The sequence below is a fragment of the Pseudoalteromonas sp. PS5 genome (assembly GCF_004103255.1).
GTDB lineage: Bacteria > Pseudomonadota > Gammaproteobacteria > Enterobacterales > Alteromonadaceae > Pseudoalteromonas > Pseudoalteromonas peptidolytica.
In genome coordinates this window covers 20114-46608 of the sequence record NZ_RCSQ01000082.1, presented here as the reverse complement: position 1 = coordinate 46608, position 26495 = coordinate 20114, and the positions used below count along the sequence as shown (strand labels likewise).

At 42.7% G+C, this 26495-nt stretch carries 15 protein-coding genes; 10 read left to right on the top strand and 5 right to left on the bottom strand.

Annotated elements, in window-relative coordinates:
* Positions 1-117 precede the first annotated feature (117 nt).
* A complete protein-coding gene (locus tag D9603_RS11620; RefSeq protein ID WP_128731431.1) occupies positions 118-2622 on the bottom strand; it encodes a zinc-dependent metalloprotease in 2505 nt (834 codons plus the stop codon).
* 262 nt (positions 2623-2884) lie between these two features.
* On the opposite strand from D9603_RS11620, the gene D9603_RS11615 reads away from it, so the two are divergent.
* The 7 genes from D9603_RS11615 (at position 2885) to D9603_RS11585 (ending at position 16417) form a co-directional block, all read left to right on the top strand.
* Complete coding sequence (locus tag D9603_RS11615; RefSeq protein WP_128731430.1) at positions 2885-4126, top strand: HlyD family efflux transporter periplasmic adaptor subunit; 1242 nt, start codon at positions 2885-2887, stop codon at positions 4124-4126.
* 10 nt (positions 4127-4136) lie between these two features.
* On the top strand, positions 4137-4841 hold the full coding sequence (locus D9603_RS11610) for an ABC transporter ATP-binding protein (RefSeq protein ID WP_125250832.1): 705 nt from the start codon (positions 4137-4139) through the stop codon (positions 4839-4841).
* A gap of 10 nt (positions 4842-4851) precedes the next feature.
* The gene (locus tag D9603_RS11605) at positions 4852-7239 is read left to right on the top strand and encodes an ABC transporter permease (RefSeq protein WP_128731429.1); all 2388 of its coding nucleotides are present in this window, start codon (positions 4852-4854) and stop codon (positions 7237-7239) included.
* Complete coding sequence (locus D9603_RS11600; protein ID WP_128731428.1) at positions 7239-9623, top strand: ABC transporter permease; 2385 nt, start codon at positions 7239-7241, stop codon at positions 9621-9623. The genes D9603_RS11605 and D9603_RS11600 overlap by 1 nt, the downstream gene beginning before the upstream one ends.
* A gap of 237 nt (positions 9624-9860) precedes the next feature.
* Positions 9861-11030: an efflux RND transporter periplasmic adaptor subunit gene (locus tag D9603_RS11595; RefSeq protein WP_128731427.1), complete on the top strand. Its 1170-nt coding sequence runs from the start codon at positions 9861-9863 to the stop codon at positions 11028-11030.
* Positions 11031-11045: 15 nt separating this feature from the next.
* Positions 11046-14201: an efflux RND transporter permease subunit gene (locus D9603_RS11590; RefSeq protein ID WP_128731426.1), complete on the top strand. Its 3156-nt coding sequence runs from the start codon at positions 11046-11048 to the stop codon at positions 14199-14201.
* Between the two features lie 152 nt (positions 14202-14353).
* On the top strand, positions 14354-16417 hold the full coding sequence (locus D9603_RS11585; protein ID WP_128731425.1) for a S9 family peptidase: 2064 nt from the start codon (positions 14354-14356) through the stop codon (positions 16415-16417).
* Between the two features lie 123 nt (positions 16418-16540).
* Here D9603_RS11585 and D9603_RS11580 read toward each other — a convergent pair whose 3' ends face one another.
* A complete protein-coding gene (locus D9603_RS11580; protein ID WP_125250725.1) occupies positions 16541-17014 on the bottom strand; it encodes a Dps family protein in 474 nt (157 codons plus the stop codon).
* 373 nt (positions 17015-17387) lie between these two features.
* On the opposite strand from D9603_RS11580, the gene D9603_RS11575 reads away from it, so the two are divergent.
* Positions 17388-17597, top strand: a complete 210-nt coding sequence (locus D9603_RS11575) for a hypothetical protein (protein WP_125250724.1) — start codon at positions 17388-17390, stop codon at positions 17595-17597.
* On the opposite strand, the gene D9603_RS11570 is transcribed toward D9603_RS11575, so the two are convergent.
* Both D9603_RS11570 and D9603_RS11565 read right to left on the bottom strand, forming a co-directional pair.
* Positions 17594-18235: an alpha/beta fold hydrolase gene (locus tag D9603_RS11570; RefSeq protein ID WP_128731424.1), complete on the bottom strand. Its 642-nt coding sequence runs from the start codon at positions 18233-18235 to the stop codon at positions 17594-17596. The two genes, D9603_RS11575 and D9603_RS11570, sit on opposite strands and share 4 nt — an antisense overlap.
* A 67-nt stretch (positions 18236-18302) precedes the next feature.
* Positions 18303-19463 carry a porin gene (locus D9603_RS11565; protein WP_128731423.1) on the bottom strand — a complete coding sequence of 387 codons (1161 nt, stop codon included), beginning with the start codon at positions 19461-19463 and terminating at the stop codon, positions 18303-18305.
* A gap of 85 nt (positions 19464-19548) precedes the next feature.
* Here D9603_RS11565 and D9603_RS11560 point away from each other — a divergent pair, with 85 nt between their 5' ends.
* Both D9603_RS11560 and ylqF read left to right on the top strand, forming a co-directional pair.
* On the top strand, positions 19549-21432 hold the full coding sequence (locus D9603_RS11560; RefSeq protein ID WP_128731422.1) for a methyl-accepting chemotaxis protein: 1884 nt from the start codon (positions 19549-19551) through the stop codon (positions 21430-21432).
* Positions 21433-22080: 648 nt separating this feature from the next.
* Positions 22081-23025 carry a ribosome biogenesis GTPase YlqF gene (ylqF, locus tag D9603_RS11555; RefSeq protein ID WP_128731421.1) on the top strand — a complete coding sequence of 315 codons (945 nt, stop codon included), beginning with the start codon at positions 22081-22083 and terminating at the stop codon, positions 23023-23025.
* Here the strand turns inward: ylqF and D9603_RS11550 are convergent.
* The gene (locus D9603_RS11550; RefSeq protein ID WP_128731420.1) at positions 23022-24431 is read right to left on the bottom strand and encodes a sensor domain-containing diguanylate cyclase; all 1410 of its coding nucleotides are present in this window, start codon (positions 24429-24431) and stop codon (positions 23022-23024) included. The two genes, ylqF and D9603_RS11550, sit on opposite strands and share 4 nt — an antisense overlap.
* Between the last annotated feature and the right edge of the window lie 2064 nt (positions 24432-26495).

Below are 26495 nucleotides of genomic sequence, written 5' to 3'. Positions count from 1 at the left end.
GCGCTAAAATTGGCTGCTAGAAAGGCATTAATTATCCGAAGCTCAGGTTATTTAGAGCAACTAAATAGCAAAATAAGAGCGTAGCAATCGCCACGCTCATTTCGTTCTAAATCGCTATTACACTTCTAACGCTTTAGTGATTAAGCGATCAAGATACGCTTTGTGTGCTTTCGTCGCTTGATCAGCGCCCCATGAGGTGTCCTTGTCCAAAATAAGTTGCAATTGATACAGCGCAGCTGATTTTGCCAAATTGTCGTACTTACTCGCTTTCGTTAGACCTGCAACTTTAATAAGTCGATTTACATACTCAATTTGTAGGTTGCGGCTTAGTGTTGTTGCATGCTTGTCAGCAACAAAAATAGCAGCACTAAGATCATTTAAAAACTCGTTAAGGCTATACTGGTTACCGTAGTAGGCAGAGTCACTGATACGCTGTAACACGTTTGCGTGGAGCACTTGATCAAGCACTGACTTTTGCATACCTAGTACCATTTTATGCACTTTTGGATCTTCGTTCTTACCGTAGTGATTAAAACCGCGACGCTGAGCCTGCATATAGTTGTATAATGGCTGCATGTTTTTTAGCACGTTAGGTGCAAACACCATGTCTTTTAACGCCGCCATTGCTGCTTTTTGACGCGCTTGTGGCACTGGCATGAATGGCTTAGTGTCATTCTCAGTACCAACTACTTGACGTTCAACATATACCCCACCAATTTGACGAGAGATAACTCGAGCTTGGCCGCTGTACTGGCTAAACAAGATGTTAGCTGAGGTTAATAGTTGCTGATGTGACTGGCCTGAGACTCTCGCTTTATCTTTTAGCTCAGTGAATAGTTGGTTGATCAGTGTCATACGATCTACACCATACGTCACAGGGTCTGATGATAGATCCCCAATCATGACTCGAGGGTCTATATGACGTCCAGGTGCACGCATATCGTCAGCATCATTACCAAAAGCGAGGGCATGTTCACCAGAGCGAGATAGAATCTTTTCAAGTCGTAGTTGTTCTTGCGCTTCATCTTGTAGTGCAGGGCTATAACCAAACTCTATCGCCCAATTATCATATGGACCTGGTTTCGTTTGGAAAATATCACCTTGTTTCATTCCCACAGGCGCGATGTTTGCTGGTGCATAGTCCATCACCGAGCCCGTTAACACCCCTTGTGTTTTTGATGCGTCATGGATCTCTTTTGGTCCCCACAAAATCGAAGACTTCATATTGTGATTGAGTCCTAAGGTGTGGCCAACTTCATGTAGGATCAGTTGCACTAGACCTTGACGTAACATTTCTTTACGCTCAATGTCTGCGCCTGTTGCAAGGCTGGCTGTCATTAATTGGCCTTGCATCTCATGTCCTAAAGAGCAGTGCAGGGCATGATGCTCGGGATCTGCGCTTTGGCTTGCTTGCCCCTGTGAGTACAGAGAATCGTAGATCCAGCGGTTACGCATGAATACATACTCTAACATGATGTCTGAGCCAAGAATTTGACCTGTTAGTGGGTGTGCAGTAGCAGGTCCATAACCGCCAAATGGTGGGCGAGGAGAGGAAGTCCAGCGCAACACATTATAATTGATGTCTCCTGCATCCCAGTCAGCGTCATCAGGTTGTACTTTTACGACAATAGCATTTTTAAAACCAACTTTTTCAAACGCACTATTCCAAGCCAATACCCCTTCTCGAACAGTATCTCGCCACTCAAGTGGTGTGGTATTTTCTATCCACCATACAATCGGCTCTACTGGTTCTGAAAGCGCTGCATTTGGGTCTTTTTTCACGAGATCCCAACGTTTGATCACATCTTTGTAAGGCGTCCAATCTGGAGATGTTTGCACATCAAATTGATTGGTGAAATATCCGATACGGGCATCATCGTAACGCGGTTGATAGTCATTCTCTGGCAATGCAACAAAACTGTGCTGAACTTTTAATGTCACAAAACGAGGGTCAGTAATGGCATTTGAGCCTCTGACTTTAGGCTCTGGGTTGCTAAATACATAGTCGACGACGATATCTAGATTATTACTGTAAGGACGGTGTTTTACGATCCGTGATTTCTTCGCATCTAGCTTTCCTAGTGCGAACCGTTTACTGGCATTTTTATCGTTAGCACGTTTCCACGGAGAAACTTTATGAAGAGACTCGCTTAAAAATAGCTTGTCAGCTTTAAATAAAATTTTATCGTCTTCTGCTTTTTCAATCTTAATGCTCGCCAATACTGCTTCACTGATATTCGCATCACTAGCATTAGCAATGGCTGAGTTATCATCAAAGACAAAACGAGGAGTTTTACTGATGATATCAATGCGATCAAAATGTCTTCTAAACTCAATCAGCTTAGTTTCGCGGTAACCACCACGGTAGTGACCGGCATCTGTGACGCCATCAACGGTATGTGCAAAATATAGAAATGGGGTATTGAGCTGAGACGCATTCAGCTGCATCAGGTATTCACCTGTTTTGTTGTCTTGATAAAGTGGAAATAACGCATCGATACTGGTTTTATTTTCAATCAGCGAGGCGATGGTTTTCTCTTCTTCTTTTTTGTCTTTTTTAGCGAAGCTAGGCGCGCTGGCAAATGTCAGAGCGAGCGCAATACTCAATGCTGTTTTTCTCATGTTGTTAGACCAAAAATTATAAAAATTTGAGTGTACCTAAAACATTTTGTGATGTCAGAAACTCCAGTCCAAATGAATGTAACAAAAGATAAATCGCCCTGTAATCAACACAACAAATCCGCTCCGATTCCGAAATAGGTGATACGATATCGGAGATTACACTAGACCTTGAGTTATAGTTTTAATTTAAGTTTTTGATATATATGGGTATTATTTTTTGGCACAGTTTTCGCTCCTAACAGATGGTCTGTAAGGAGGGAAAATGGATTTAGTTAAACCAGCAAAGCCTAAGAAAACCAAATTTTATGTCATCGCGAGCATTGTGGTGAGCATCATCATGTGTCTTGTTGTGTGGCAGTTGCTTGACTCTAAACATCGCATAGCGCGCAGTGAGGTGCTTATTGCACAGGTGCAACAAGGGCCACTGAATTTATCGGTGGATAGCTTTGGGAAGTTACGTAGTGCGCAGCAGCACTTACTAAATGCACAAACTGCCGCCATTGTGAAAGCGCTCTACCATAAAGCTGGTGCGGTTGTGGAGGCGGGCGAAGCCATTGTTGAATTAACTAGTCCAGATCTTGATTTGCAAGTACAGCAAGCGATGCAAGCATTGCGTCAATCAAAGACAGGGTATGAGCAGCTAGCGCTCTCACAACAAAGAGAATTGCTCAATGAACAAACTCTGTTGACGCAAAAACAAGGAGCGTTAAAAACTTTGATACTACGTCACCGAGCGGAGCGAGACTTGGCCCAGCAGGGGATTATTTCGGCACTGACGTTTGCCCAAACACAAACCAGCTTGAGCACCTTAGAGCATGAGATCACCATGCTAGAAAAGCGTTCACAGCAACTGGAAGCGCTACATACTTCAGCGCTTGCTTTAGCGAATGAAGAAATTGCCATTCGTGAGCAGGAATTACAAAACCTATTGGACAAACAGAAGCAGCTTGTTATTCGAGCAAGTACTTCTGGCATGATAGAGCGGATGCCTTTGGCGCTAGGGCAGCGAGTCAATGTTGGTGATATGGTGGCGCTTATCGGGTCAAATCAATCGCTTGTCGCTGTGTTATCTGTCCCGCAATCGCAAGTACGCTGGATTGAAACAGGTCAAGTCGTCACGGTAAAAATGCAAAACGATAGGGTAAAGGGCAATGTTATTCGCATTGACCCTGTGGTGACAGATAACACAGTGGAAGTCGAAGTAAGTTTGCCCAATAATTTGCCAAAACAAGCGCGTGCGCAGCTGAGTATTTCAGCGAGCATTGCCATTAAGCACATCAAAGACGCAATTTATGTGCAGCGACCAGCTAATGCCAAAGACAATCAAACTCACACGCTGTTCAAGCTAAACGGTAAACACACCGCTCACCCAGTGCCAGTCCAATTTGGTACTTCAACAGGAAAATATATTGTTATAGATTCTGGCGTCTCAGCTGGAAGCGAACTTATCATTTCTGACCTAGCACACCTTGCTAGCTTAGGTGAAACGATCTCATTAAATTAGGAATATCATGATGATAGTGCTAAAAAATATAAATAAAGTATTCGAAACTGAAGAACTTCAAACACATGCACTGAGAAACATCTCACTGGTCGTTGACCAAGGTGATTTTATTTCGATTTCTGGCCCTTCTGGATGTGGCAAATCGACGCTACTTTCAATTATGGGGTTAATTGAGCGCGCAACCAGCGGAGTATATTCCATCGGCGGTCACGATGTGACGTCATTAACACTCGATCAGGCTGCTGAACTACGTAATGAGCATATTGGCTTTGTATTTCAGTCTTTTAATCTCATTGATGAAATATCGGTGTTCGACAATGTGGCATTGCCGCTAAAGTATCGGAGCAAGAAACTCACTAAGTCAGAAATAAAACAAAGCGTTGAGTCTTGTTTGCAAAAAGTTGGCTTGTCACACCGAGCGCAGCATACCCCAAATCAGCTTTCAGGTGGCCAGCAACAACGTGTAGCGATAGCGCGTGCGCTGGTAACTGAGCCAACGATTTTACTTGTCGATGAACCCACAGGTAACTTGGACTCAAAAAGTGGCGACCAAGTGATGCAGTTAATTGCTGAGTTACACCAGCAGGGCACCACAATATGCATGGTGACTCACGATCCCCGTTATGCCGATATGGCCCCTAAGCAGGTGAAGTTGTTTGACGGTGAACTGTTAGGTACCGTCGCATCAACACAGCCCTTAGATCAGAGTGCCTAGCGAGGGTGATATGAAACTAAAAAATTTATCTCAGTTAGGGGTATATCATGTTGGGGTGATAACCACGTTGAGCTGTGTGTTTATGGTTATGTTAGTGGCAATGGCGATGTTACATAGTTTGTACTTGTCTGCGTTGCCATACCCAGACTCTGAACGCATCGTTAAGCTGGAATATCCGATGTTTGATGAAAAAGGTGATGAAAGCAGCGAAGCTTTTAACTACCCCTCTTTGATGCACTTATACGAGCATAAACCAGAGTCAATTGAGCAACTTGCATTGGTACACTACGGTGAGCAGTTATTAACTTCGCATGCACACATGCCACGTGTAGAAACTGCTTATGTATCACCAGAGTGGTTTAACATTTTTGATATGCCATTGGCATTAGGACGCGCGATAACGGAGCCTGCAACCCAAAGCAATCCAGTTGCGGTGTTGAGTTTTGAAGCATGGCAGACACACTTTAACGGCGACCCTAATATTCTCAATACAACCGTCAAGCTTGATGAACAACAATTTACCATTGTAGGTGTGGTGGCACAGGATTTTACAGAACCTAACTTAAAAATGTTGTCCCACCGAACAGCAGTATGGTTACCTTGGCAATACAATTTAACCTCAGAAGAGGCTAAGCCTTATTGGTGGAATCGTTACCCATTAAATTTGATGGTGGGAAAGTTGGCACCCACGACAACACACCAAGAGGTTTCACTTTCTCTTTCTAATGAAATGAATACGTTATGGCAAAGCAAGGTGAGTGAAAGTGAATACTTTGCGGGGTGGAGTATCGGAGTCAGGGCGGTTCCATTGAAAACCATAATGCTTGGTAAATCTCCTATTTTGTTGGTTGGTATATTTGCCGCATCGCTCGGTCTACTCGCCATTGCACTGCTGAATATTTGTAATTTGTATTTGGCTAGACTCAGCCAGATCCAGCGAAAATTAGCTATTCAAGCTGTTGTTGGGGCCAAGGTAAAAGACATTGCATGGTCACAATGGCTGCCATTATTAAAGCTGTGTTTTGGCTCTGTGGTGATAGCCATAATTGTGGGCTATTTTCTGTGTGAGTTGCTACAGCAACAATTACTTGGTCTGTTACCACAAGCACAACTGATAACACTAACATGGCAAAGCGTTGCGGCGCTGTGCATGGTTGCGTTACTAACAAGTGGTTTGCTGCTAGGTGGTGGTATGTCTGCGATACGTTATCAGCGGTTGGCGAAAGTACTAAAGCAAAGTGGTAAAGGAAGCGCTGTGGTAGTCAGCAAGCGCGTACAAACATTAATGGCCATCAGCCAGCTCAGCCTTTCTGTCATGTTGATTTTCTTTTGTTTGCAAGTGGGGCTGTCCGCATTGAGTCACTTACAGCAGTCCTACGCGGTGGACTTAGAAAATAAGTATGAAATGGTATTGTATGCGCCAGACAGTATGTCCGCATCTGAATACCAACAGGTAATGCACCAAGCCAGTGAGGTATTAGCCAATTCACCTGAAGTTACAGCTGTCAGTCGTAGTCGCTCACCTATAGAGTTAGGTTCAGGAACTTGGTCACTCCAAGAAGTGACTACGCTTGAACGCGTGCACCCTGTTGGGCGAGTTATTGATAGCCAATACTTCGAATTTTTCTCGTTAGAATTATTAGAAGGGCGGTTTTTTGATAGTGAAGAGGTGCGCAGCGGTGAGCAACAACTCATCATTAATAAAACCTTTGCAGAGCAACTTGGTGGACAAGAGCAGGCACTTGGAAAGTTTCTCAGTTTCAATATTACAGATGACAGCGCCGCTTTTGAAATTATTGGCATCGTCGCCGATTTAGTCGAACCCGGAAAGCCACTGCAACCACATGTCTACAACGCGGTACTTGGCCAAAATAATATACTATTACAGACTACTATCCCGGTGAACAAAGCACACTTTTCAGCATTGCTAGCGCAAGTACACCCAGCTTTAAAAATATTTAGCTTTAAGTCTTTGGCTAAGCAGCGAGAGCAATATTTATTAACTGACACATTAGTAACCTATGGTGCACTGTTTCTATTTTCGTTGGTATTGCTTTTGGTTGTGGTCGGTTTAGCTGGTGTCTATCGCTATGGGCAGTCGCTCAGGTCTACTTATTACGCTACAAAGATGGTAATAGGGGCTAAATTTCAAGATTTACGAATAGAAGTGCTGTATACCCATGTACAACATCTTGGCGTTGCAATTTGTATCGCGTTAGCTGGGGTTTTTTTGTTGTCTTGGTATTTTCAACAGCCCTTTTCTGTTGTCGACTTCATACTCGCTTCGATTGGCATCGTTATTACATCTAGTGTGTGCTTACTTACCTCGTTGCAACGTTTGCTGCGCATGCCTTTGAGTGTGCTCATAGATCAGTCTACCGCGACCAAGGAGGTGTAATGAAATATTGGCATGCACAACTCAGTCGAGCCAAACTTAACGTGGTTTTGGTCATCTTATTGAGTTTATCTTTTGCTGCGTTAATGATGAGCGTTGCGCTATCTTGGCACGCATATCAGCCTTTGCCCTACCCGCAAAGTGACAAGCTGATGTGGTTGCGTTCAGACATGGTAGGTGACGATCAAAAAGTGGTCATGGCGCAAGCGATGTCTACGCCCGTTGCATGGCAATTAGCACAGGATAAAAAGGTTTTTGAACAGGCCTCTGCGGTATTTTACAGCCAAGGACTACTTCGAGGCGCGCTCGTTGAGCCCAAGGTATCGACCACTTATGTGCATCAAGAGTTTTTCTCCTTATTTGACATGTCGCTTAAACGAGGGCGGTGGTTTTCTCAATCAGATACATTAGGCGAAACGTTGAATGAAGCTGTGGTTAGCGAATGCTTTGCCCAGCAGCATTTATCCGGTGATGCGTTGATTGGTCAAACACTACAACTAGATGAGCGATATTTCACTATTGTAGGCGTTGCCGCGTGTGATGACCAAGAGCCTCAGTTATTTCAGTCTAATCAAGGTAGTGATGTTTTTCTGCCTTTTGCTTTGGCCATAGGGGAAGGTATCTCTGATCTGGATCATTTAGCAGTAAGAAGTGATGTGTTTCTTGTTGGTCGAGTGCCAAAGAGTAAGGACGTTGAGCTACACCTTGCTGTGCAACAGGCAAACCTACAAAGCGCATTTAAGCAGGCGCAAATTCAGCAAGGATTACCAGGAGGAGTTGAACTTGTATTTGCTTTACAGCCATTGGTGAATAAACTCAAAGGCCAGTTAAAAACGACAATGCACTGGCTGACGTTTGCTAGTGTCGCGTTATTGTTGATTACTTTAGTGAATACTTTTTCGCTATACCTTTTAGATTTTAAATCAAAGCAAACACAACTGGCGCTAGCGATCACAATGGGTGCCAAGCGCGCTGACTTAAAGCGAGCACAATGGTGTTATATCGCGTTCATATTTTTACTGTCATCAGCGATTGCAGCGGTGATAGCGCAAGGGGGACTTGGACTATTTCGCGTTTGGACACAAGCGAGCTTGGCTCATGTTACATGGTTATCTGTACCATGGTGGAGCATTCTGAGTGTTATCGCTTTTAGTCAGCTATGTGCATGGGTGTTTGTGTCATTAGCATTATCTCAAGTTTCATTTCGAGATATTCGTAGTCAACTCAGTGGCTCGGGCAAAGGACAAACCAAGCAATTACCAAACTGGGTTGGCCAGAGTTTACTTGGTACACAAATGGGCATTGGCGCCATTACGATGGGGCTAGCATTTTGGCTGCTGAGTTATTTTGGTGGTCAATTACTTACCCATAGTGGTTTTAACGCTGAATCACTTTATTTTGTTGAGCTACAGCAAAGTGACTATGCTCGGAGCGATGACGCTATACAAGCGAGATATAACCAAGCAAAGATCAATTTAGCAGCATTAAATAATCACCCAGATATAGACAGTGCAGCGCTAGCAGCAGTCATTCCTCATGAATTTGTATTTTTAGAGCCATTAAGTCGCGGTGACGATGGTACTAATATGATAACGGCTTATTTACAGCTTATTGGTGAAAACTATTTTGTCACTACGGGTCAACGTTTTATTGCCGGTGGTGGGTTTAATCAAGATGACTTGAGTACAACAGATACTGGACAAAAGGTGATCATCAACCAAAAGCTAGCACAGATGTTGGAGCTCAATAGCAATGATGTTGGCACGACGCTATACGACAGGCATCAGCGTCCGATAAAACTAGTCGGCATCGTTGAGAATACCTTCAGTCATAGTTTACAAGTGCAACCACTTGCCTACCTGCCATTTAACTTTATCAACGGTAATATTATCGTGCGCGCAAAAGCGAATGCTTCGCTGGAATTAAACACGATAACTGAGCTTTATAAGGCACATAACCCAAGCCAGTCTATCTTGAGACTCGTAGACATAAAGGCGCGCATGCAGCAACTGAACAAATCCGCTATGTTGAGTTTTTGGGCAGGGTTAGCGATAGCTGTGGTAATGCTGTTTCAAGTCGTTGCGGGTATGTATGGCTTAATTGGGTATTTAGCTATTCTTAGTGCGCCTGTTTTTTCGATTAAATGTTTAGTCGGAGCCAAAGTCAGGGATATTTTAGTCGAGCAATGTAAAGTGCGCGCATATTTGATAATACCAGTGATGATCTGCGCATACATACTGTCTTTAGCTATAGGTCGCGCGTTTGGTATTTTAACTGCGCAGTTATGGATCTATATGATAGTTGCGTGCGTATTTACCAGTTGTATTATTTTTATACTTGAACTTTATCATGTTTCTCAACAAGCAAACCCCAAAGAACCCCAGTAGTTTTTAACTAGAACAGAAACTTTTTGTTGTGAAATCTGCAATAGTGATACGAAATGTTGGCGCTGTAGGTAACTTGGAGCTTGGCGTTAATTGTTTGAAATAAATAAACAATACTCCAGGTTTCAGGCGCATTGATAGGAGGTGTGGGCAAGGTGTAACAGATTCTTACAAATGTCACATCCGAGAACGCGCTAAACTTGTTACTATACGGTCAGGAAATTATCAATAGGTACTGTCATGCAAGCTAAAACTCTAAAATGGATTCTACCCTTTACCGTGCTTATAGCCGGTGTTGTCGGCTTTAATGTCGTCAATGCGGTTGCTAAAAGTGAGCCTGAGAAACAAGAAGTTGATTCTCGTCCTGTTGTTGAAGTGGAAACCTTAGCCGCGCAAGATCATCAAGTGGTGATACAAAGCTATGGGGAAGTCAAACCGCTTGAAAGCACTCAACTGTCTATCCAAGTATCGGGAGAAGTAGAGTACTGGCATCCAAGCTTTGTCGAGGGTGGTATAGTGCAAAAAGGCGAAGTGCTATTGCGAATTGAGCAAGATAATTATGAGGCAGCTGTACTCCAAGCGGAAGCTGAATTGGCACGAGCAGAAGCGCAGTTAATTGAAGAGCAAGCGCAAGCGGATGTTGCCGCAGATGAAGCGAGACGATTTCCAACCAAAAAACATACCGACCTATTCTTACGCAAGCCCCAAGTGATGAGTGCAAAGGCGTCAGTTAAATCAGCCAAAGCAGCACTACAACGCGCTAGAAGAGATCTTGAAAATTGTGAAGTTATTGCCCCTTATAATGCCTTGGTGGTGAGTAAGCAGGTGGGCCTTGGTCAGTTTGTTTCTATGGGTAGCTCGGTTGGCATTTTAAATAATATTGAAACAGCGGAAGTTATTATTCCGATCGCGGGGTTTGATTCCGTATTTTTACCTGAGCGTGTATCTGGACTGGCAGCAACAGTTTATCAGCGAGGTGCTAATGCCTTTAGCCGTGAAGCTGTTATAGACAGAGACTTGGGCACGGTTGATCAGCAGACTCGGATGAATAACTTAGTGGTGCGTATTGAAGACCCTTATGGGCTAACAACTGGTCAGCCAGCAGTGAAGTACGGCACTTATGTACAGGTTAGCTTTGCAGGTAAAACGTTAAAGCAAATCTACCGTCTACCTCAAGAAATCGTGAATAATCAATCCATTTGGTTGCTTAATCAAGACAACCAACTTGAGCCTCGAAAGGTGCAGGTGATCCGCGAAGAGGGTAAGTTTTTCTTGATTGGTGATGGCATTACGAGTCACGACAAAGTGGTTATGACACCACCAGAGTACCCGCAAAAGGGCATGGAAGTAAAAGTAGCAGGCACGGATCAGCCAGCAAAGCCAAGTAGTAGTCAGCCGGAAAAGCTGTAACAGCAAGGAGCGACCATGAGTGATATAGAAAAAGCACCGCAGCGCGGGATTATTGCTTACTTTGCGAATAACCCAGTAGCAGCGAATTTGTTGATGGTTTTTATACTGATAATGGGCTTTATCAGTTACATGACTATTCAAAGGCAAATGTTTCCCAACTTCGAAATTAACTATGTGACAGTGTCAGCTGTTTATCCAGGAGCTTCTCCTCAAGAAATTGAGGAAGGTATCCTAGTTAAGATTGAGGAAGCATTAAAAGACGTTACCGAAATTAAAAAAGGGGTGTACCGTGCTGCTCGTGGTAGCGGTAGTGCGCAGCTAGAGATCTACAAAGATGAAGACCTCACCGAGGTTGAAGATAAAATTCGCTCTAGAGTCAACAGTATTGCGACGTTCCCTGCATCTATGGAGCCCGCTCAAGTACAGTTGGTGGAGTTTCGTCAAGATGTTGTGAATGTTGCCCTTGCTGGTAATTTGCCATTAAATGCGCTTAAGCCAATAGCGAAAGAGATTGAGGACGAGCTATTAGAGATCCCAACTATTTCCCTAGTTGACCGCTCAACACCTAACTACGAGATTGGCATTGAAGTGGACCCTGATGCGCTGCGTCGTTTTAACTTAACTATCAGTGATGTGAGCAATGCTATACGTCGTTACTCAACTAACATTTCGGCTGGGCAAATTAGAACAGACTCCGGCATTATTGCGGTGCGTGTGGAAAACCAAATGTACCGTGGTAATGAGTTTAGAAATATCCCCGTTAAAGTCGGCGATAATGGCGCGAAGATTTACCTGCAAGACATTGCAGAAATCAAAGATGGTCTTACCGAAGGCGAGTACTACTTTCGATTAAATGGTGAGAATGCCGTATTCTTGTCGGTAAAAGCGACGAAAGACCAAAATATGATCCCAATCGCGCAAGCGGTACATAAATACATAGAAGAAAAAAACCAAACCTTACCTTCAGGTCTACGTCTTGAACCTATTGTGGATATGACGTACTACCTTAACGCACGATTAGAAATGATGAAGAGCAATATGCTGCAAGGTGCCCTGCTGGTTGCCATTATGTTGACACTTTTCTTGCGCTTCAAGTTGGCTCTTTGGGTGATGATTGGCTTACCTGTGTGTTTCTTAGGGGCGTTTTTGTTTATGCCAGCCCTTGGGATCAGTATCAATATTATCTCTTTGTTTGCCTTTATTATGGTACTGGGTATTGTGGTGGACGATGCTATTGTCATAGGAGAATCCGCCTATTCAGAGATCGAGCGCAAAGGTCACAGTGTAAAGAATGTGGTGATTGGTGCTAAGCGCGTAGCGACTCCAGCAACGTTCGGCGTATTGACGACGATTGCGGTGTTTGCGCCTATGCTGTTTTCTTCAGGCCCTGAAAGCGCATTTTTTAAATCAATTTCAGGCGTGATTATATTATGTTTGATATTCAGTTTAATAGAATCTAAGTGGATCTTACCTGCGCATATCGCCCACACTAAGATTAAGCCAATGCGTGCCAACAGCCGCCGCGCTGCGTTTAACAAAAAGTTTTTTGCCTTTGTAAATGGGCCTTATAAACGTTTTATTGAGCGTTGTGTTGAGTGGCGCTGGACTGTACTGCTGAGCTTTGTTGCGATGTTGGTGTTCAGCTTAAGTTTGGTGACTTCAAACCTTGTGCGCTTTATTCCGTTCCCGAAAGTGCCTGAAGACTATCCGAAAATAGAAATCACCATGAACGATAATGTATCGGATGAACAAACGATTGCAGCAATGCAGGCAATTGAGTTGATGGTACGTAACGTGGATAAAGAGATTGTTCAAGAGTTTGGCCAAGGCATTATCAAAGATGTATACGCTTGGAACCAAAGTCGAACTAAGGGCTCGGTGCTTGCGACATTAGTTGAAGAGGATCTTAGACCATTTACAGCCTTTGAGTTGGCACGTCGTTGGCGTGAAGCGATGCCAGAAATTACCGCAGTAAAATCAATCATTGTATACGATAGTGTTGGTGAGCAAAGCGGTGGCGAAGGCGAATTTGGTTATCGCCTACTCGGCTCTGATATAGACACGCTTAATGCGGCTGGCAGACAGCTTATAGCCATGCTGCAACAACAGCCTGGGCTATTTGATATTAGCTCAAGTATTGACCCTGCAAGCAAGGAAGTGCAAATAGCATTGAAGCCAGTTGCCTATGAATTAGGCTTACAACTTTCAGATGTTGCCATTCAAGTAGGCAATAGCTTCTATGGTGGTGAGGCGCAGCGCGTGATTCGTGACGGTGAAGAAATTAAAGTGATGGTACGTTACCCAGAGCTTGACCGTAGGGCACTTGCTTCACTCAAGCGCACAATCATTACCACCGCAAAAGGTAAAGAAGTCATGCTTGGTGACGTAGTCGAATTTATTGAAAAGCCAGGGATCAACTATATTCGTCGTGAAGATGGGTTTAGAACTGTTTATGTTTACGGCAGTATTGATGAAGAGCTGATCGAGCCTGATGCTGTGGTGAAGAATATTGAAGACAACATTTTACCTGATCTGCTCAAACAGTTCCCTGGTGTGAAAACCAAATTGGGTGGCTCTGTTGAAGAGCGCCAAGCGCAAACCAGTGAGCAAATCCTCTTCTTCGCCGCGGGTATGCTGATGGTATATATCCTCTTAGCTGTGCCGCTGAAAAGTTACGCACAGCCACTGATCGTAATGTCGGTTATCCCATTTAGTTTAGTCGGTGCGCTGTGGGGGCATTTAATCTTTGGCTTAGATATGAGTACCATGTCGATGTTTGGCTTGGTTGCAGCCGCAGGGGTTGTTATTAACGATTCCTTGGTAATGACAGATTATATTAACCAAGCTCGTGCAGAAGGTGTGCGGATCAAAGATGCGGTAGTTGAGGCCGGCTGTGCTCGCTTTAGGGCTATCACCCTAACATCCATCACGACCTTTGCTGGTGTGATGCCCATCATCTTTGAAACAAGCTTGCAGGCGCGCTTTGTGATCCCTATGGCTGTTTCACTAGGGTTCGCGGTGTTATTTGCAACGCTGATAACACTGGTGTTAGTACCTGCTTTATATCTTATCTTGGCCGATGTACAAGCTGCGGGTGCTCGTCTAAAAGGAAAAATCAGACGTAAACCACTGACTGATGATGAACCACTAGACGAAGCTGAGATCCAGTAATTCAGTATTATTATTAGTCATTCAAAAGGCCGAGCCATATAGCTCGGCCTTTTTGTTTACGCCTTATGTCTGCCTTGGAATTGCTTGGAGAATTAAGCTGATTGATATTACACTGGCAAAAAATGATAGAAATTTAGGATGAACACTAGGTGATGGATAAAACACAACCTCTAGCCAAAAAGTTACCAAAATCTTTGCTAAATCATGATCATGAACGTATCGATAACTACTACTGGATGCGGGATGATGAGCGTAAAAATGACGAAGTGTTGGCGCATTTAAATGCGGAAAATGCCCACTGTGATGCACTAATGGCACCGCACCAAACATTACAGTCACAGCTATTTGAAGAAATGAAAGGACGTATAGTAAAAGATGATAGCTCAGTGCCCTCAAAAGATGGCAGTTACTGGTATGTCAGTGAAGTGAATGGTGATGAGGAATATGCCAAGCACTATCGCGCGTCGCAAGAAGATCTGTCAGATAAAACCTTATTGCTTGATGTCAACCAACTAGCGCAAGGCAACGAGTTTTATGATGTCGGAGATATTACCGTAAGCCCGCATGAACAGCTGCTAGCCTATAGTGAAGACACTGATGGTCGCCGCATCTATACAATTAAGTTTTTGGATCTTACTACCAATACACTACTTCCTGATGTACTGCATAACACAGAAGGTCAGGTAGTGTGGGCTAACGATAATAAGACACTGTTTTACGTTAAAAAAGATGAGCAAACATTACTGGGATTCCAAGTATATCGTCACGTACTGGGCACACCGCAAAGCGATGATATTTTAGTATTTGAAGAGCAAGACCGCCAATTTTATATGGGGCTAGGTAAAAGTCGAGATGACAGTGCGATCTTCATTTATCTTGCTGCTACAGAAACCAGCGATCAGCTTATATTAGACGCGAATGACCCAATTGGAGAGTTTAAAACGCTACTCCCAAGAGTGGAGGGTCATGAGTATGGCCTTGAAAAGATGGGAGAGTTTTATTATATCCTGACAAATAAAGCGGCTAAAAACTTTCGCTTAATGCGTGCCACCGAGCAAACTATCGCTGATATTGAGCAGTGGGAAGAGGTGGTAGCACATCGAGAGCATGTCTTATTAGAGGGACTAGAGTTATTTAATAGCCACTTTGTTCTGACCGAGCGCGAGCAAGGGCAAATTCGCTTTGTTGTACATGACTATCAGGGGCAGAGTTATCATCTTAGCTTTGATGATGCTTGTTATTACGCAACGATTGGAAGTAACCCTGAACCCAGTGCAACCAGCGTTCGTATCCATTACTCAAGCATGACAACGCCTAGCTCTGTGTATGATTGCAACCTAACAAGCGGTAAAAAAACATTAAAAAAACAACAACAGGTGCTAGGTGATTTTAAACCTGAGTATTATCACTCTGAGCGCTTACATATTACTGCTAGAGACGGTGTAAAAGTCCCGGTATCCTTGGTTTATCGTAAAGATAAGTTTCAACAAGATGGCAGTAACCCTTTGCTGCAATATGGCTACGGTTCTTATGGGATCACGATAGACCCGAACTTTTCAAGTCAGATTTTAAGTTTGTTAGACAGAGGTTTTGTTTATGCGATTGCACATATACGTGGCTCTGAAATGCTAGGTCGCCAGTGGTATGAGCAAGGCAAAAAAGCGGATAAACAAAATACCTTCAACGACTTTATTGACGTAACTAAGGCATTGGTTGAGCAAGGTTATGGTGATAAAGACAAGGTATTTGCATCTGGTGGTAGCGCTGGTGGTTTATTGATGGGGGCAATTGCAAATCAAGCGCCAGAACTCTATCTCGGCTTAGGCTGTCATGTGCCGTTTTTAGATGTGTTAACTACCATGTTGGATGAATCTATTCCCCTGACCACGAATGAATATGACGAATGGGGTAACCCGAACTTCCAAGCGGATTATCAGACGATATTGGCTTACTCACCCTATGACAACATCGAGGCAAAAGCTTATCCCCATATTCTGGTTACTACAGGCCTTCATGATTCACAAGTACAGTATTGGGAGCCGATGAAGTGGGTAGCCAAGCTTAGGGAATATAAAACGGACGATAACTTGCTATTGTTTAAAACGGATATGGAAGCAGGGCATGGCGGAGCTTCTGGGCGATTTAAAAGCTTGCATGAACGTGCTTTAGAAATGGCATTTTTTATAAGTTTGCTGGACACACATAGCCAAGCTTAATTGCTCATATAGTATCACGGCCAAACTCGCTTTTACCCAAAGGCTAAGCGAGTTTGGTCGCAGTCAGTTATACCGCTAGGTAATGGCGTATTTAAAGAATGAATGCTCTTTCAAGCAAATGGGCTAGTTTAAATACGCTTTTAGCATCCAAACCAACTTTTCTTGCTCTTTGATATAGTCGCTCATGAGCGCTGCGGTTCCTTCGTCTTCAGCATCACCTGCTTGGGCTAAGATCTCACGCTGCATGGCGATGAGTGTTGTGTAACCTTTAAGTAGAGTCTCAAGCGCTTGTGTACCGTCGCTGATCCCTTTGGCTTCGCTAATTTTGCTGGTTTCTAAGTAATCTGAGAACGCATGTAGTGGATTTCCTTCAATCGTTAAAATACGTTCAGCAATTTCATCTACTTTTTCCAGAAGTAATGTATAGATTTCTTCGAATTTTAGGTGTAGTTCAAAGAACTCACGACCTTTGATGTTCCAATGAAAGCCTCGCGCATTCATGTATTGAATTTGATAGCTACTCAGTAGTGTATTCAAAGCAGTAACTAAAGCTTGGCTTTTGTCTTTGTCTAAACCGATAGAATTAATGTTTGTCATGCGATGCTCCTTGTTGATTTACAGTCAGTATGGCGCAACCGTGATGAATTGCCCAATGATTAAAATCAAACCATTTAATCTAAAAAATCAATCGTTATCATGAAAACACATCAAATATTAATACAAGATGACCTGTATCAGATCGTTAGAAAATAGTGAAAAAGTGGCGCCACCGTTGGGGAATAAAGTTTGCCAACTTTTTCCTGAAAATCGACAAGGTTGAATAAAATTTGATCCAAAACAAAACGTAAAGCCGCTAGGTCTTTTGGCGGTTTTAAAATTGATTTAGGTCAAAATATCAACGAAGTAGAAGCGCATAATCAGGTCATCAAGGCACACAAAGTAGCGTGTCTAACTACTTGAGGAAATGAGTATGAAAGGCAAAACAACATCCGAACACAAAATGGAAATCGTCGTCGTCGTTATCGCTTTAGTGGCTTTTGTAGTTGGTCTAGTTGGTCACTTGGCAGGTGCAAGTATTGCGAATTCTGATACCTTTGGTTACATCGCTGCGCCGGTTCCATTAGTCGTTGGGTTGATTGCATTTATTGCATATAAAGTGGCTGCAAGCGCAGAGCACTAGGGGTTTTTCAATAAATCGCATATATAATCCATGACTGCGCGAGAATAAATTAGGCTGGTGTGGCTGAGGTGAAATACTTTATGTTCAGCCATACCATTGAGTTTAGTTTCTTCTAGCAGCACAGTGCCGTCTGATTGACTGCCTTTTTGTAGCAATGGCATTAGCCCGATGGGCAAGTCTCCGGCAATACTGTAAAGCTTGGCGTTAAATGGCCAATCTTGGTTACGAGACAACAAAAACTCCACACTGTTTTTTAACAGTAACTCTAGGCCTTTGTCGTGCATATGCTTGGCAATGGCACTACCCTTGTGTGGTGTCCCCAACGTCACCACTTTTTTTACCTGTGTACTTGCCACTGAATTGCGCTCTAAATAAGCACGGGCGACCAAGCCTCCCATCGAGTGACAAACTAACGCAGCTGGGTGGTTACCAATAAAGTCGTCTATCGCCTTGCAGATCTTGTCGAGATTGGGGGTTAAGGTGTTGTAACTCAAGTTTAAGATACGATAGCCAGATCTTTCCAAACGTGCGCTAAGGGGCTTCATTACAAAGCCTGACATATACAATCCGTGTAACACAACAACACATTGTATTTGTTGTGTTACGACGTTTTCTAAAGGAATGGGAGAGTGACGCATGTTGCTCCTGAAAACGTGAATACCCCGAGGTTTGGCTTAAGTGTATCACTCTCACTTGAATACTTGGTTATTCAAATTGCCATTCTTGTTTGTAATCATACCGAAAGCCAATAGAGATTGAATCCATATCTTCTTGATTATCATAAGACTTATTCAAATATTCAAGGTGTATTCTCAGTGGTGCAGTGGGAAGCCACTCCAATGTGATGTTGTAACCGTCAAAACTTTGATTGAGCGGATCGAATTGGTAGTAACCATCATCAAAATTAAAGTAACCAGTTTTTAGCTTGTAATGCTTTGATAGTTGATACGCTAAGGAAACATCAAAGGTATGCCCTTGCCTTGAAGCAAGAGAACTATTGCGCTCATACTCTTTATCTTGATAAGCCACAGCAGCGTATAAATCAGGCGTGAATTGATAAGCAAGTGCACCAGACCACAACCGGTTTTCACCGATATGCAGTTCGTTGTCATATACATCATTATGCTGATAGGTAATAGCAGCATGTAGCCCTGCTTGGTCGTAACTTAATCCGGTATTGAATAAGTCGCTTTGATTATCGCCCTTGTCGCCGTTGAATTGCCCTGCAGCAATAAACGTCATTGAACCAACGTGGTAGCGATAGGTTACGAGGTTGTCGACGAAAAAAATACTTTCAGGGTCGTAGGCAAAGGGACTGCTTGCGTGATTAAAAATATCAACATACTCAGCGATAAATAGATACTGTGCAGGTCGTTGTTTTCCAATCCCAAAGCGTCCAAATGGCGTGCCCAATGCAGTATAGGCACGTCTAGATTTACCGAAGTTTCCTTCATTTGCCAGATCTATTCCCCATTCACCATGAAGCTCAGCTTGCCAGCCAGGCATAAATTCATGGGTGACCTTAATCCCTGCGTGAGACAGTGCGTCGCGAACATCCCAATTGCTCTCGTCATTTTCATTAAGCAACCCAAATGTTGGTCTTATTGTGGCGTAGGTACGGAGTGTGGTTTTTGGCAAAGTCGTAGTCGCTTGGGAAGACTGTTGTGCCGGAGGTGGCTTTACTGTAGGTTCGGGCGGAGTAACTTTTTTTTGTATCATAAACCGTGCTTTCAAATCAGCAAGCTGGCGCTCTAAGTTTTGAATATCGGCCATAGTGACGGGTTGCTCAGAAGCCTGTAATTTTGTCGGAGTCAACAAACAAGCAATGCTTATTAGTGCGGTTGAGGTTGCTAAAGTAAAATTCATCGTTTTTACATCTCTCAGTTGCTAATAATCGAATTATAGACAACACTTTCGATATTCGAGTACTTTTTATTCAGGTTGTTGAAATATGAAGATCCGGACTAAGTTTTCTGTGGCTTCCGCCGTTGTGATCTTGTTAATAATATCTGTAACGACCCTCTCTACTTATTGGTTTGTCAGTGAATCAGTAAAAGCTAAAACGCATGCTTACGTAACTGACAGTACGAAACTGTTGGCAATTAGTATTGAAAACTGGCTCGCGGGCAAAGCTAACCAGATTAATGTAATAAAGAGCCAAATAGAACAAAATTTTAGTGAAGAGCACTTTCAGCAAGCCTTGAACACCCCCGTATTCAAAAGCGAATTTTTACTTGCTTTTGGGACGTTAGCAACCGAAGAGGGATTAAGGTCTAACAATCCTGCGCGCAAAAACCCTCCCGGTGTTGACTTCAGAGAACGCGCTTGGTATCAGCTGGGTAAAAACCAAAATAAAACAGTCTACACCAGCCCTTACACTGACGCGGCAACGGGAGAGCTGTTGCTGTCTGTGGTATCGCCCATCATGGCTGCCGGCCGCTTCAAAGGAGTAATAGGTGGAGATTTAAGCCTTAAAACGATTGCAAGTAGTGTCAATCTGGTGAACTTTGACGACACTGGGTATGCCTTTTTGGTTGATCGTGCAGGTCGAGTAATTTCACATCATGATGTTGATTTTAATGGTAAAAAGATGGAGCAGGTGTATTCAAACTTGCGTCTATCCGGCGTCGGTGAGTTGCAAGAAGTGGATACCAAAGATGGTAGTCGGCTTTTTTATTTACATCCATTAGATAATACCTACGGAACAGATTGGTATCTTGCGGTACTTATCGACAAAGCAAAAGCATATAAAACATTAACGGAAATTACTCTGAACTCATTGATTATTGCTGTTTTGGCAGTATTTATTGGTGTGGTATGCGTTAGAACACTGGCAATACATCTACTGAAGCCACTTCATGATTTAGAAACCGCAATCACTGGTATGGCAAGTGGGGGAGGCGATTTAACCCAGCGCTTGAGAATAGTTAATGAAGACGAATGTGGTGTGGTAGCACAGCAGTTTAATGTGTTTTTAGGTTTTTTACATGGGTTAGTGGGCCGGGTCAAAGAACGTGCTGATGATGTCGTACTAAGTAGCGATGCAGCAAAAGAGCTGGCGACACATTCATCGAGTCGGCTGGATAAACAAGTGAGCCTAATTGAAAATCTAGCAACAGCAATGAACGAAATGAGCACCACTTCAACGGAGATAGCAGGTAATGCACAACAGGCAGCAAGTTCTATTACTTCGGTTAATGAAAAAACTTCCGAGGGGCGGGAGATCTTCTTTCAAGCCCGCGGTCAAATTAATGCGCTAGCAGATGATATCACTGCATCTTATGAACTCAGTACTCAACTTGCTGAGTATAGCCAGAGTATTGAAAATATTTTGTCAGTTATCAACGGGATCGCAGAGCAGACTAATTTGTTAGCATTAAATGCAGCAATTGAGGCTGCACGGGCAGGTGAGCAAGGGCGAGGGTTTGCGGTAGTCGCAGATGAGGTACGCTCTTTAGCATCAAAGACTCAGGAATCAACGACTGAAATTAAGTCGATGATAGATCAAATCCAAGTGTCATCAACACAAGTGCAGCAGTCAATGGGTAGTAGTCGTGATAAAACTCAGCAATGTGTGTCGCAAACAGAGCAAGCCACGCACATGCTGGAAGAAATCTCAGAAGCCGTGAAAGAATTGATGGATCGTAATATTCAAATCGCCACCGCCATTGAAGAGCAAAGCGTAGTGATAGAAGAAATAAATAAAAATACAATACATATCAACGATATTAGTGTTGAAGTTGGTAGCTTTGCAGACAAACAGTACAGCGCCAGCGAAGAGCTTGCTAAAAATGCCCATGAGCAAGAAACGTTACTGTCGAAGTTCACGTTGTGATTTTATCATTACAACATAGCGTAAAGCGTTTGTAAGTCGATCATCCCTGTGATGCTTGAGTTTTTCTTACTTGGTCAATCGGTAAAAAAGGTCGCCGACTCGAACGCAATGTGTCTAGCTGGTAGGAGGCTTTAGTTTCTTGCATGGGAGTCGTGTTCGAAGAGCAAATAATCATCGTGAGTATTAATCTCCAGACAACCGCCCAAGGTAGATAAATAAGCGCTTCATAATTATCGTATATAAAACTAACATGCTTAAAACCTGCACTATAGCGCGATATATGTTCAATTAGTGCTAGGGAGCATATAATGTATATAATTACACCCAGTGAAATAATCCATCAAAGCTAGTGAGCTTTACTTTAGTTTAGTTGCGCTCGCGTCTTCGTAATTACCATTTTTTGATAAACACTTTTGGTATACATCACGAGTTATACAGAATTAACTCGTCATTACCCCAATTCTTCTACTTTATAGTAGAATAGGAGCTTTAGTGATGAGGTACTGCTGCTGTATTAAAAGCGTTTAGTACCCTATGTTGATCCGAAGTGCTGCGGCTGTCAGATGCAAATAGCACATCAAGGCGGTGAGTTGAGCGCAACGTATTCAATATATGAGCTTTTAAAGTTAATTAATACAGGTGGTTAAAATGGCAATACAGTGGTTCCCAGGACATATGAATAAAGCGCGCAATGAGATCAAAGAAATCATGCCGCAGATGGACGTCATTATTGAAGTGCTGGATGCCCGTATTCCATATAGCAGTGAAAACCCGATGGTGAGCCAGTTACGTGGTGATAAGCCTGTTATCAAAATCATGAATAAAGCAGATCTGGCCGACCCTGAATTAACCAAGCAGTGGATGGAGTACTTTGAGCGTGAGAGTGGCGTAAAAGCGCTGGCGTTTGGTCATGACAAGGCGAATGAAGTGCAGCGCATTAATGCGCTTTGCAAAAAGCTTGCGCCCCATAAAGTCGGTCAAGACAAGCAGCTAAAAGCGATGATAATGGGTATTCCAAATGTGGGTAAGTCAACGCTTATCAATACCCTTGCCGGTCGAATTGTTGCAAAAACGGGTAATGAACCAGCAGTAACCAAAGCGCAACAGCGAATTAAACTTGAAGACGGTATTATGCTGTACGATACGCCTGGGATGCTATGGCCAAAAGTGGAAAATGAAAATTCAGGCTATCGTCTGGCAGCGACAGGCGCTATTCGTGATACCGCGATTAATTATGAAGAGGTGGCAAGTTACACTGCTGAGTACTTATTAACTGCATACCCTGAGCTATTGAAGCTGCGCTACAAACTGGATGAATTGCCTGATTGTGATTGGACATTTATCGAGATGGCGGGTCGTAAGCGAGGCTGTGTTAAGGGTGGAAATCAGGTAGATACTCACAAAATGTCAGAGATCCTCATTAATGAGTTGCGCGATGCCGTTATCGGCAGGATCACCATGGAAACACCAGAAATGCGTGAGTCAGAAGAACAAATGGTCGCTGAATTGAGAGCTCAAGCAGAAGCCAAAAAGGCTGCTCGCGAAGAAGAGAAGCGTCAGCGCCGCGCGAGGGCTCGAAAAAATCGCCGCTAAGCGGCGAATTTGGTTTGATTTCGACCTTGCTTAGCTTGATAAAGCGCGGCATCAGCGCGCTTTATAAAACCATCTTCCGATTCATCAATGTGATATTGTGCAACGCCAATACTGACAGTGACTTTTACCTCACACTCAGCTCTCTCCAGAGCGATATGAATTTTCTCAGCTACCGCAATTCCTTCATCTAACGTCGTTTTTGGCAGCAAAACCATAAACTCTTCACCACCCCAGCGACACAATAAGCCGTTGTTTTCTATTTGGCGTTTACACACAGTTGCGAAACATTGCAGCACCCTATCACCGACAACATGGCCATGTCGGTCGTTAACTTGCTTAAAATGGTCAATATCCATCATCAGCATAACAACGGGGGTTGATTGGTTTCTGGATTTCGCAAGGTGATGTTGTAGCTGCGGCTCGAAAGCTTGGCGATTAAAGGTGTCTGTGAGTTTGTCGTATTTAGCCATTTTTTCTAAGCGCTTTTGATAATGGTTAAATGTTAAGTGTGCAACGACCAGTATAAATATCGTAACAAAACTACCGACCCATAAATTCGTAGTAAGAATGTCATCTATACCGTTGGATTTATCAACTTTCTGCTCAACAATTAAATGCCATCCAATAGAATCCAAGTAACGCGAATGGACAAATTTTGTATGGCTTTGCGACTCAATGATAAATTGATATTCAGATTGTTTAAGTAATGTTGTTGCTTGTGATGGGAAATGGTCATGAATGCTGGTGCCAGACAACACAGTATCATTAAAAAATAGTACTCTACCTTTATGATCGATAAAGTAGAACTTACGCTCATAAGTATTTTCATACTGCGTGATTAAGTGATGTAAATCAGCCAACAACACACCCACTCCGACAATACCCAGCACCTCATCGTCAAGTTCTATTTTGTGATTAACGTAGACGATAGCTTCACTATTATCCCTTGGGTCAATGTCTACATTGAGAGAATAGGGGGAGTCACTGTGAAGACTCTCGCGGTACCAGTCATTTTGTTTTTCACGAATATCTAATTGCTCTGTTGAGCCATTCGCATGATAGTAAGTAAGGCGTTTATCATCGACTAAAAAACTGGTTCTGGCTTGGTGCAGTGCGCGGGTGTCAGCAAGGTAAGTGAAGATGAGATCTGAGTTACGTTGCTCAGATTGCAGCCACTGTCTAATAAATACATTGTTCGCCATTTGCTGAGATACAATGATTGGTGCTTGCAAACGTTTTTGTAAATCTAAATCGACGAGGTGACTGGTAAGTGGTAGAGCGTCATCGCTAATCCCGTGATAAAGAGACTGTTTTGCATGCTCAATACTGATCCAGCTTGTAAAGATGAAGCCTACCAACAGTAGCAAACTTAACAACATATTGTAACGATAGCGTCTCGCGTTCATATTATTGTTATTTTTGGAAAAGTAGCATGATACGAGTTTGGCTAACAGAAAGCGATTACACGCTATTACAGCTTAATTTGAAGTCGAGGGATTAAGCGTGAGTGAGAAATAAAAAAGCCCTGAGCAGGGCTTTTTAAGTTCATATCTACCGTCACCGATATGAGCAATGTAGCAAGTAATGGTTGCCAGTGACACACATCAAGGGGCGTTGTAGCGCATCACCGACAACACGATTCAGGGTCGAATCAGCAAGAGTATGAGCTCTTGTTGAGATTGATTATCAATTAGATTTACTCAAACGTCAATATCTTTTTGAAAATAATTCTCATTATCGATTTTTTGGGGGAGTGAGTGACAAACCTGAGGTTCGGATAAGGAATCCTCTTATATTAATCAGTCTTGATATTTGCTCATTTTGAAGACGTAAATCTGACGCTAACTGTGCTAAAAGTTTTTTATTTATGACAACTAAATAGCAAAATTTTTGCCTTGCTTAAAAGTGAACTTAACCCAGCTAGCGCTGCTATACAGGTATTAATTATCTGCGGATTAGGTTAGCTAGAGTGAAGGGTTATAATATCTTGGATTTAGGGCATAAAAAAAGCCCTGAGCAGGGCTTTTTAAGTTCATATCTACCGTCACCGATATGAGCAATGTAGCAAGTAAATTGTGAGAATGGACTTAGTCAGCTTTAGGGGCGACCGAGTTAAGTTCATTCAAGCCATTAACGTTGGCAATCCGTGTTTCAGGGTCGAGAAACAAACTAGAGTACTATTGCCAAATTAGGAGTACATCGGGTGGATGGTTAATAGATATCATCAACACATCTAACTAAGTTGGCTAAACAACACGCTTCCGTCTTGTTGATATTGATTATCAGTTAGATTTGGTGGTGAGTCAATAGTTTTTTGAAAATAATTCTCATTAATATCTTTGTGATGTGTAGAGTGTGCATTTAATACTGTTGGGGGTCTACTACAGATGTCTTCGCTGTTTTAGGCGGTCTTTTATGTCATGACAGGTTGTTATACCAATTAGACTTAATCCTTGCTCAATTTGAAGGCGTAAATCTGACGCTAACCGCGTTAAGAATTTCGATTTAGAACAACTAAATAGCAAAATTTTTGCTTTGCCTACATGGCGGGGAGGTACCTTGGCGAGAATTGGAGGCGGCAGCGGGTTATCGACTAGATTTTATCGCCTCAACATAGGCTACTTAATTAAGATAATTGGTATTAGCTTACATCTCGCAATTTAAATAGCCTTAAAATAAAAAAAGCCCTGAAAAGGGCTTTTTGATTTCATATCTACCGTCACCGATATGAGCAATGTAGCAAGTAAAAAGTGGAGTTAGCGTCTAAATACGAGGAGCAATGCAAGTGCCTGCTAACATCCTAGGTAGTTATGGTTACCAGCCATGTTTCGGGTCAAGAAACTAGTGTATTAACAAGTTGAGCCGTCACTCCCTTCTTGTTGATATTGATTATCAATTAGATCTAGGTTGCTGTCAACACTCTTTTTGAAAATAATTCTTATTTAGATCTAAGTGTATGTAAATCAATCAAATATAAACTTTTAGAGGTGTATGTTTTTTTATTGTGTATATTTGGTTGTTTTTTTCCAGATGTTTACTTTTGCTCCCCTATACGAGACTCAAAAACAAACCACATGCTGCTAGATATCGTTGTATTTCTGTTCAACTCCTGCATTCTTTTATGGCTATTATTAGTTGTCATTAGCGTGCGGATATAAAGTGGAGAGTGGTTATATTTTCAGACTGGCAAGTTAACTTAGGCTTTGAATAACCAATGTCTTTTTAGTGTTTCGTGCTAACAGCGTCGGAATCACTTCCAACAGCCAATAAGTTTATGTGTAAATTCACGTAACCTATCGGATACAAATTAGCCGGATATGAGAGTTGAGCTACTTTCAAAGTATTCTGGTTTAATAAGGTAATAATTGATAAAACGATAATACCAATTTTCTTAATTAAGTAGCCTATGTTGAGGCGATAAAATCTAGTCGATAACCCGCTGCCGCCTCCAATTCTCGCCAAGGTACCTC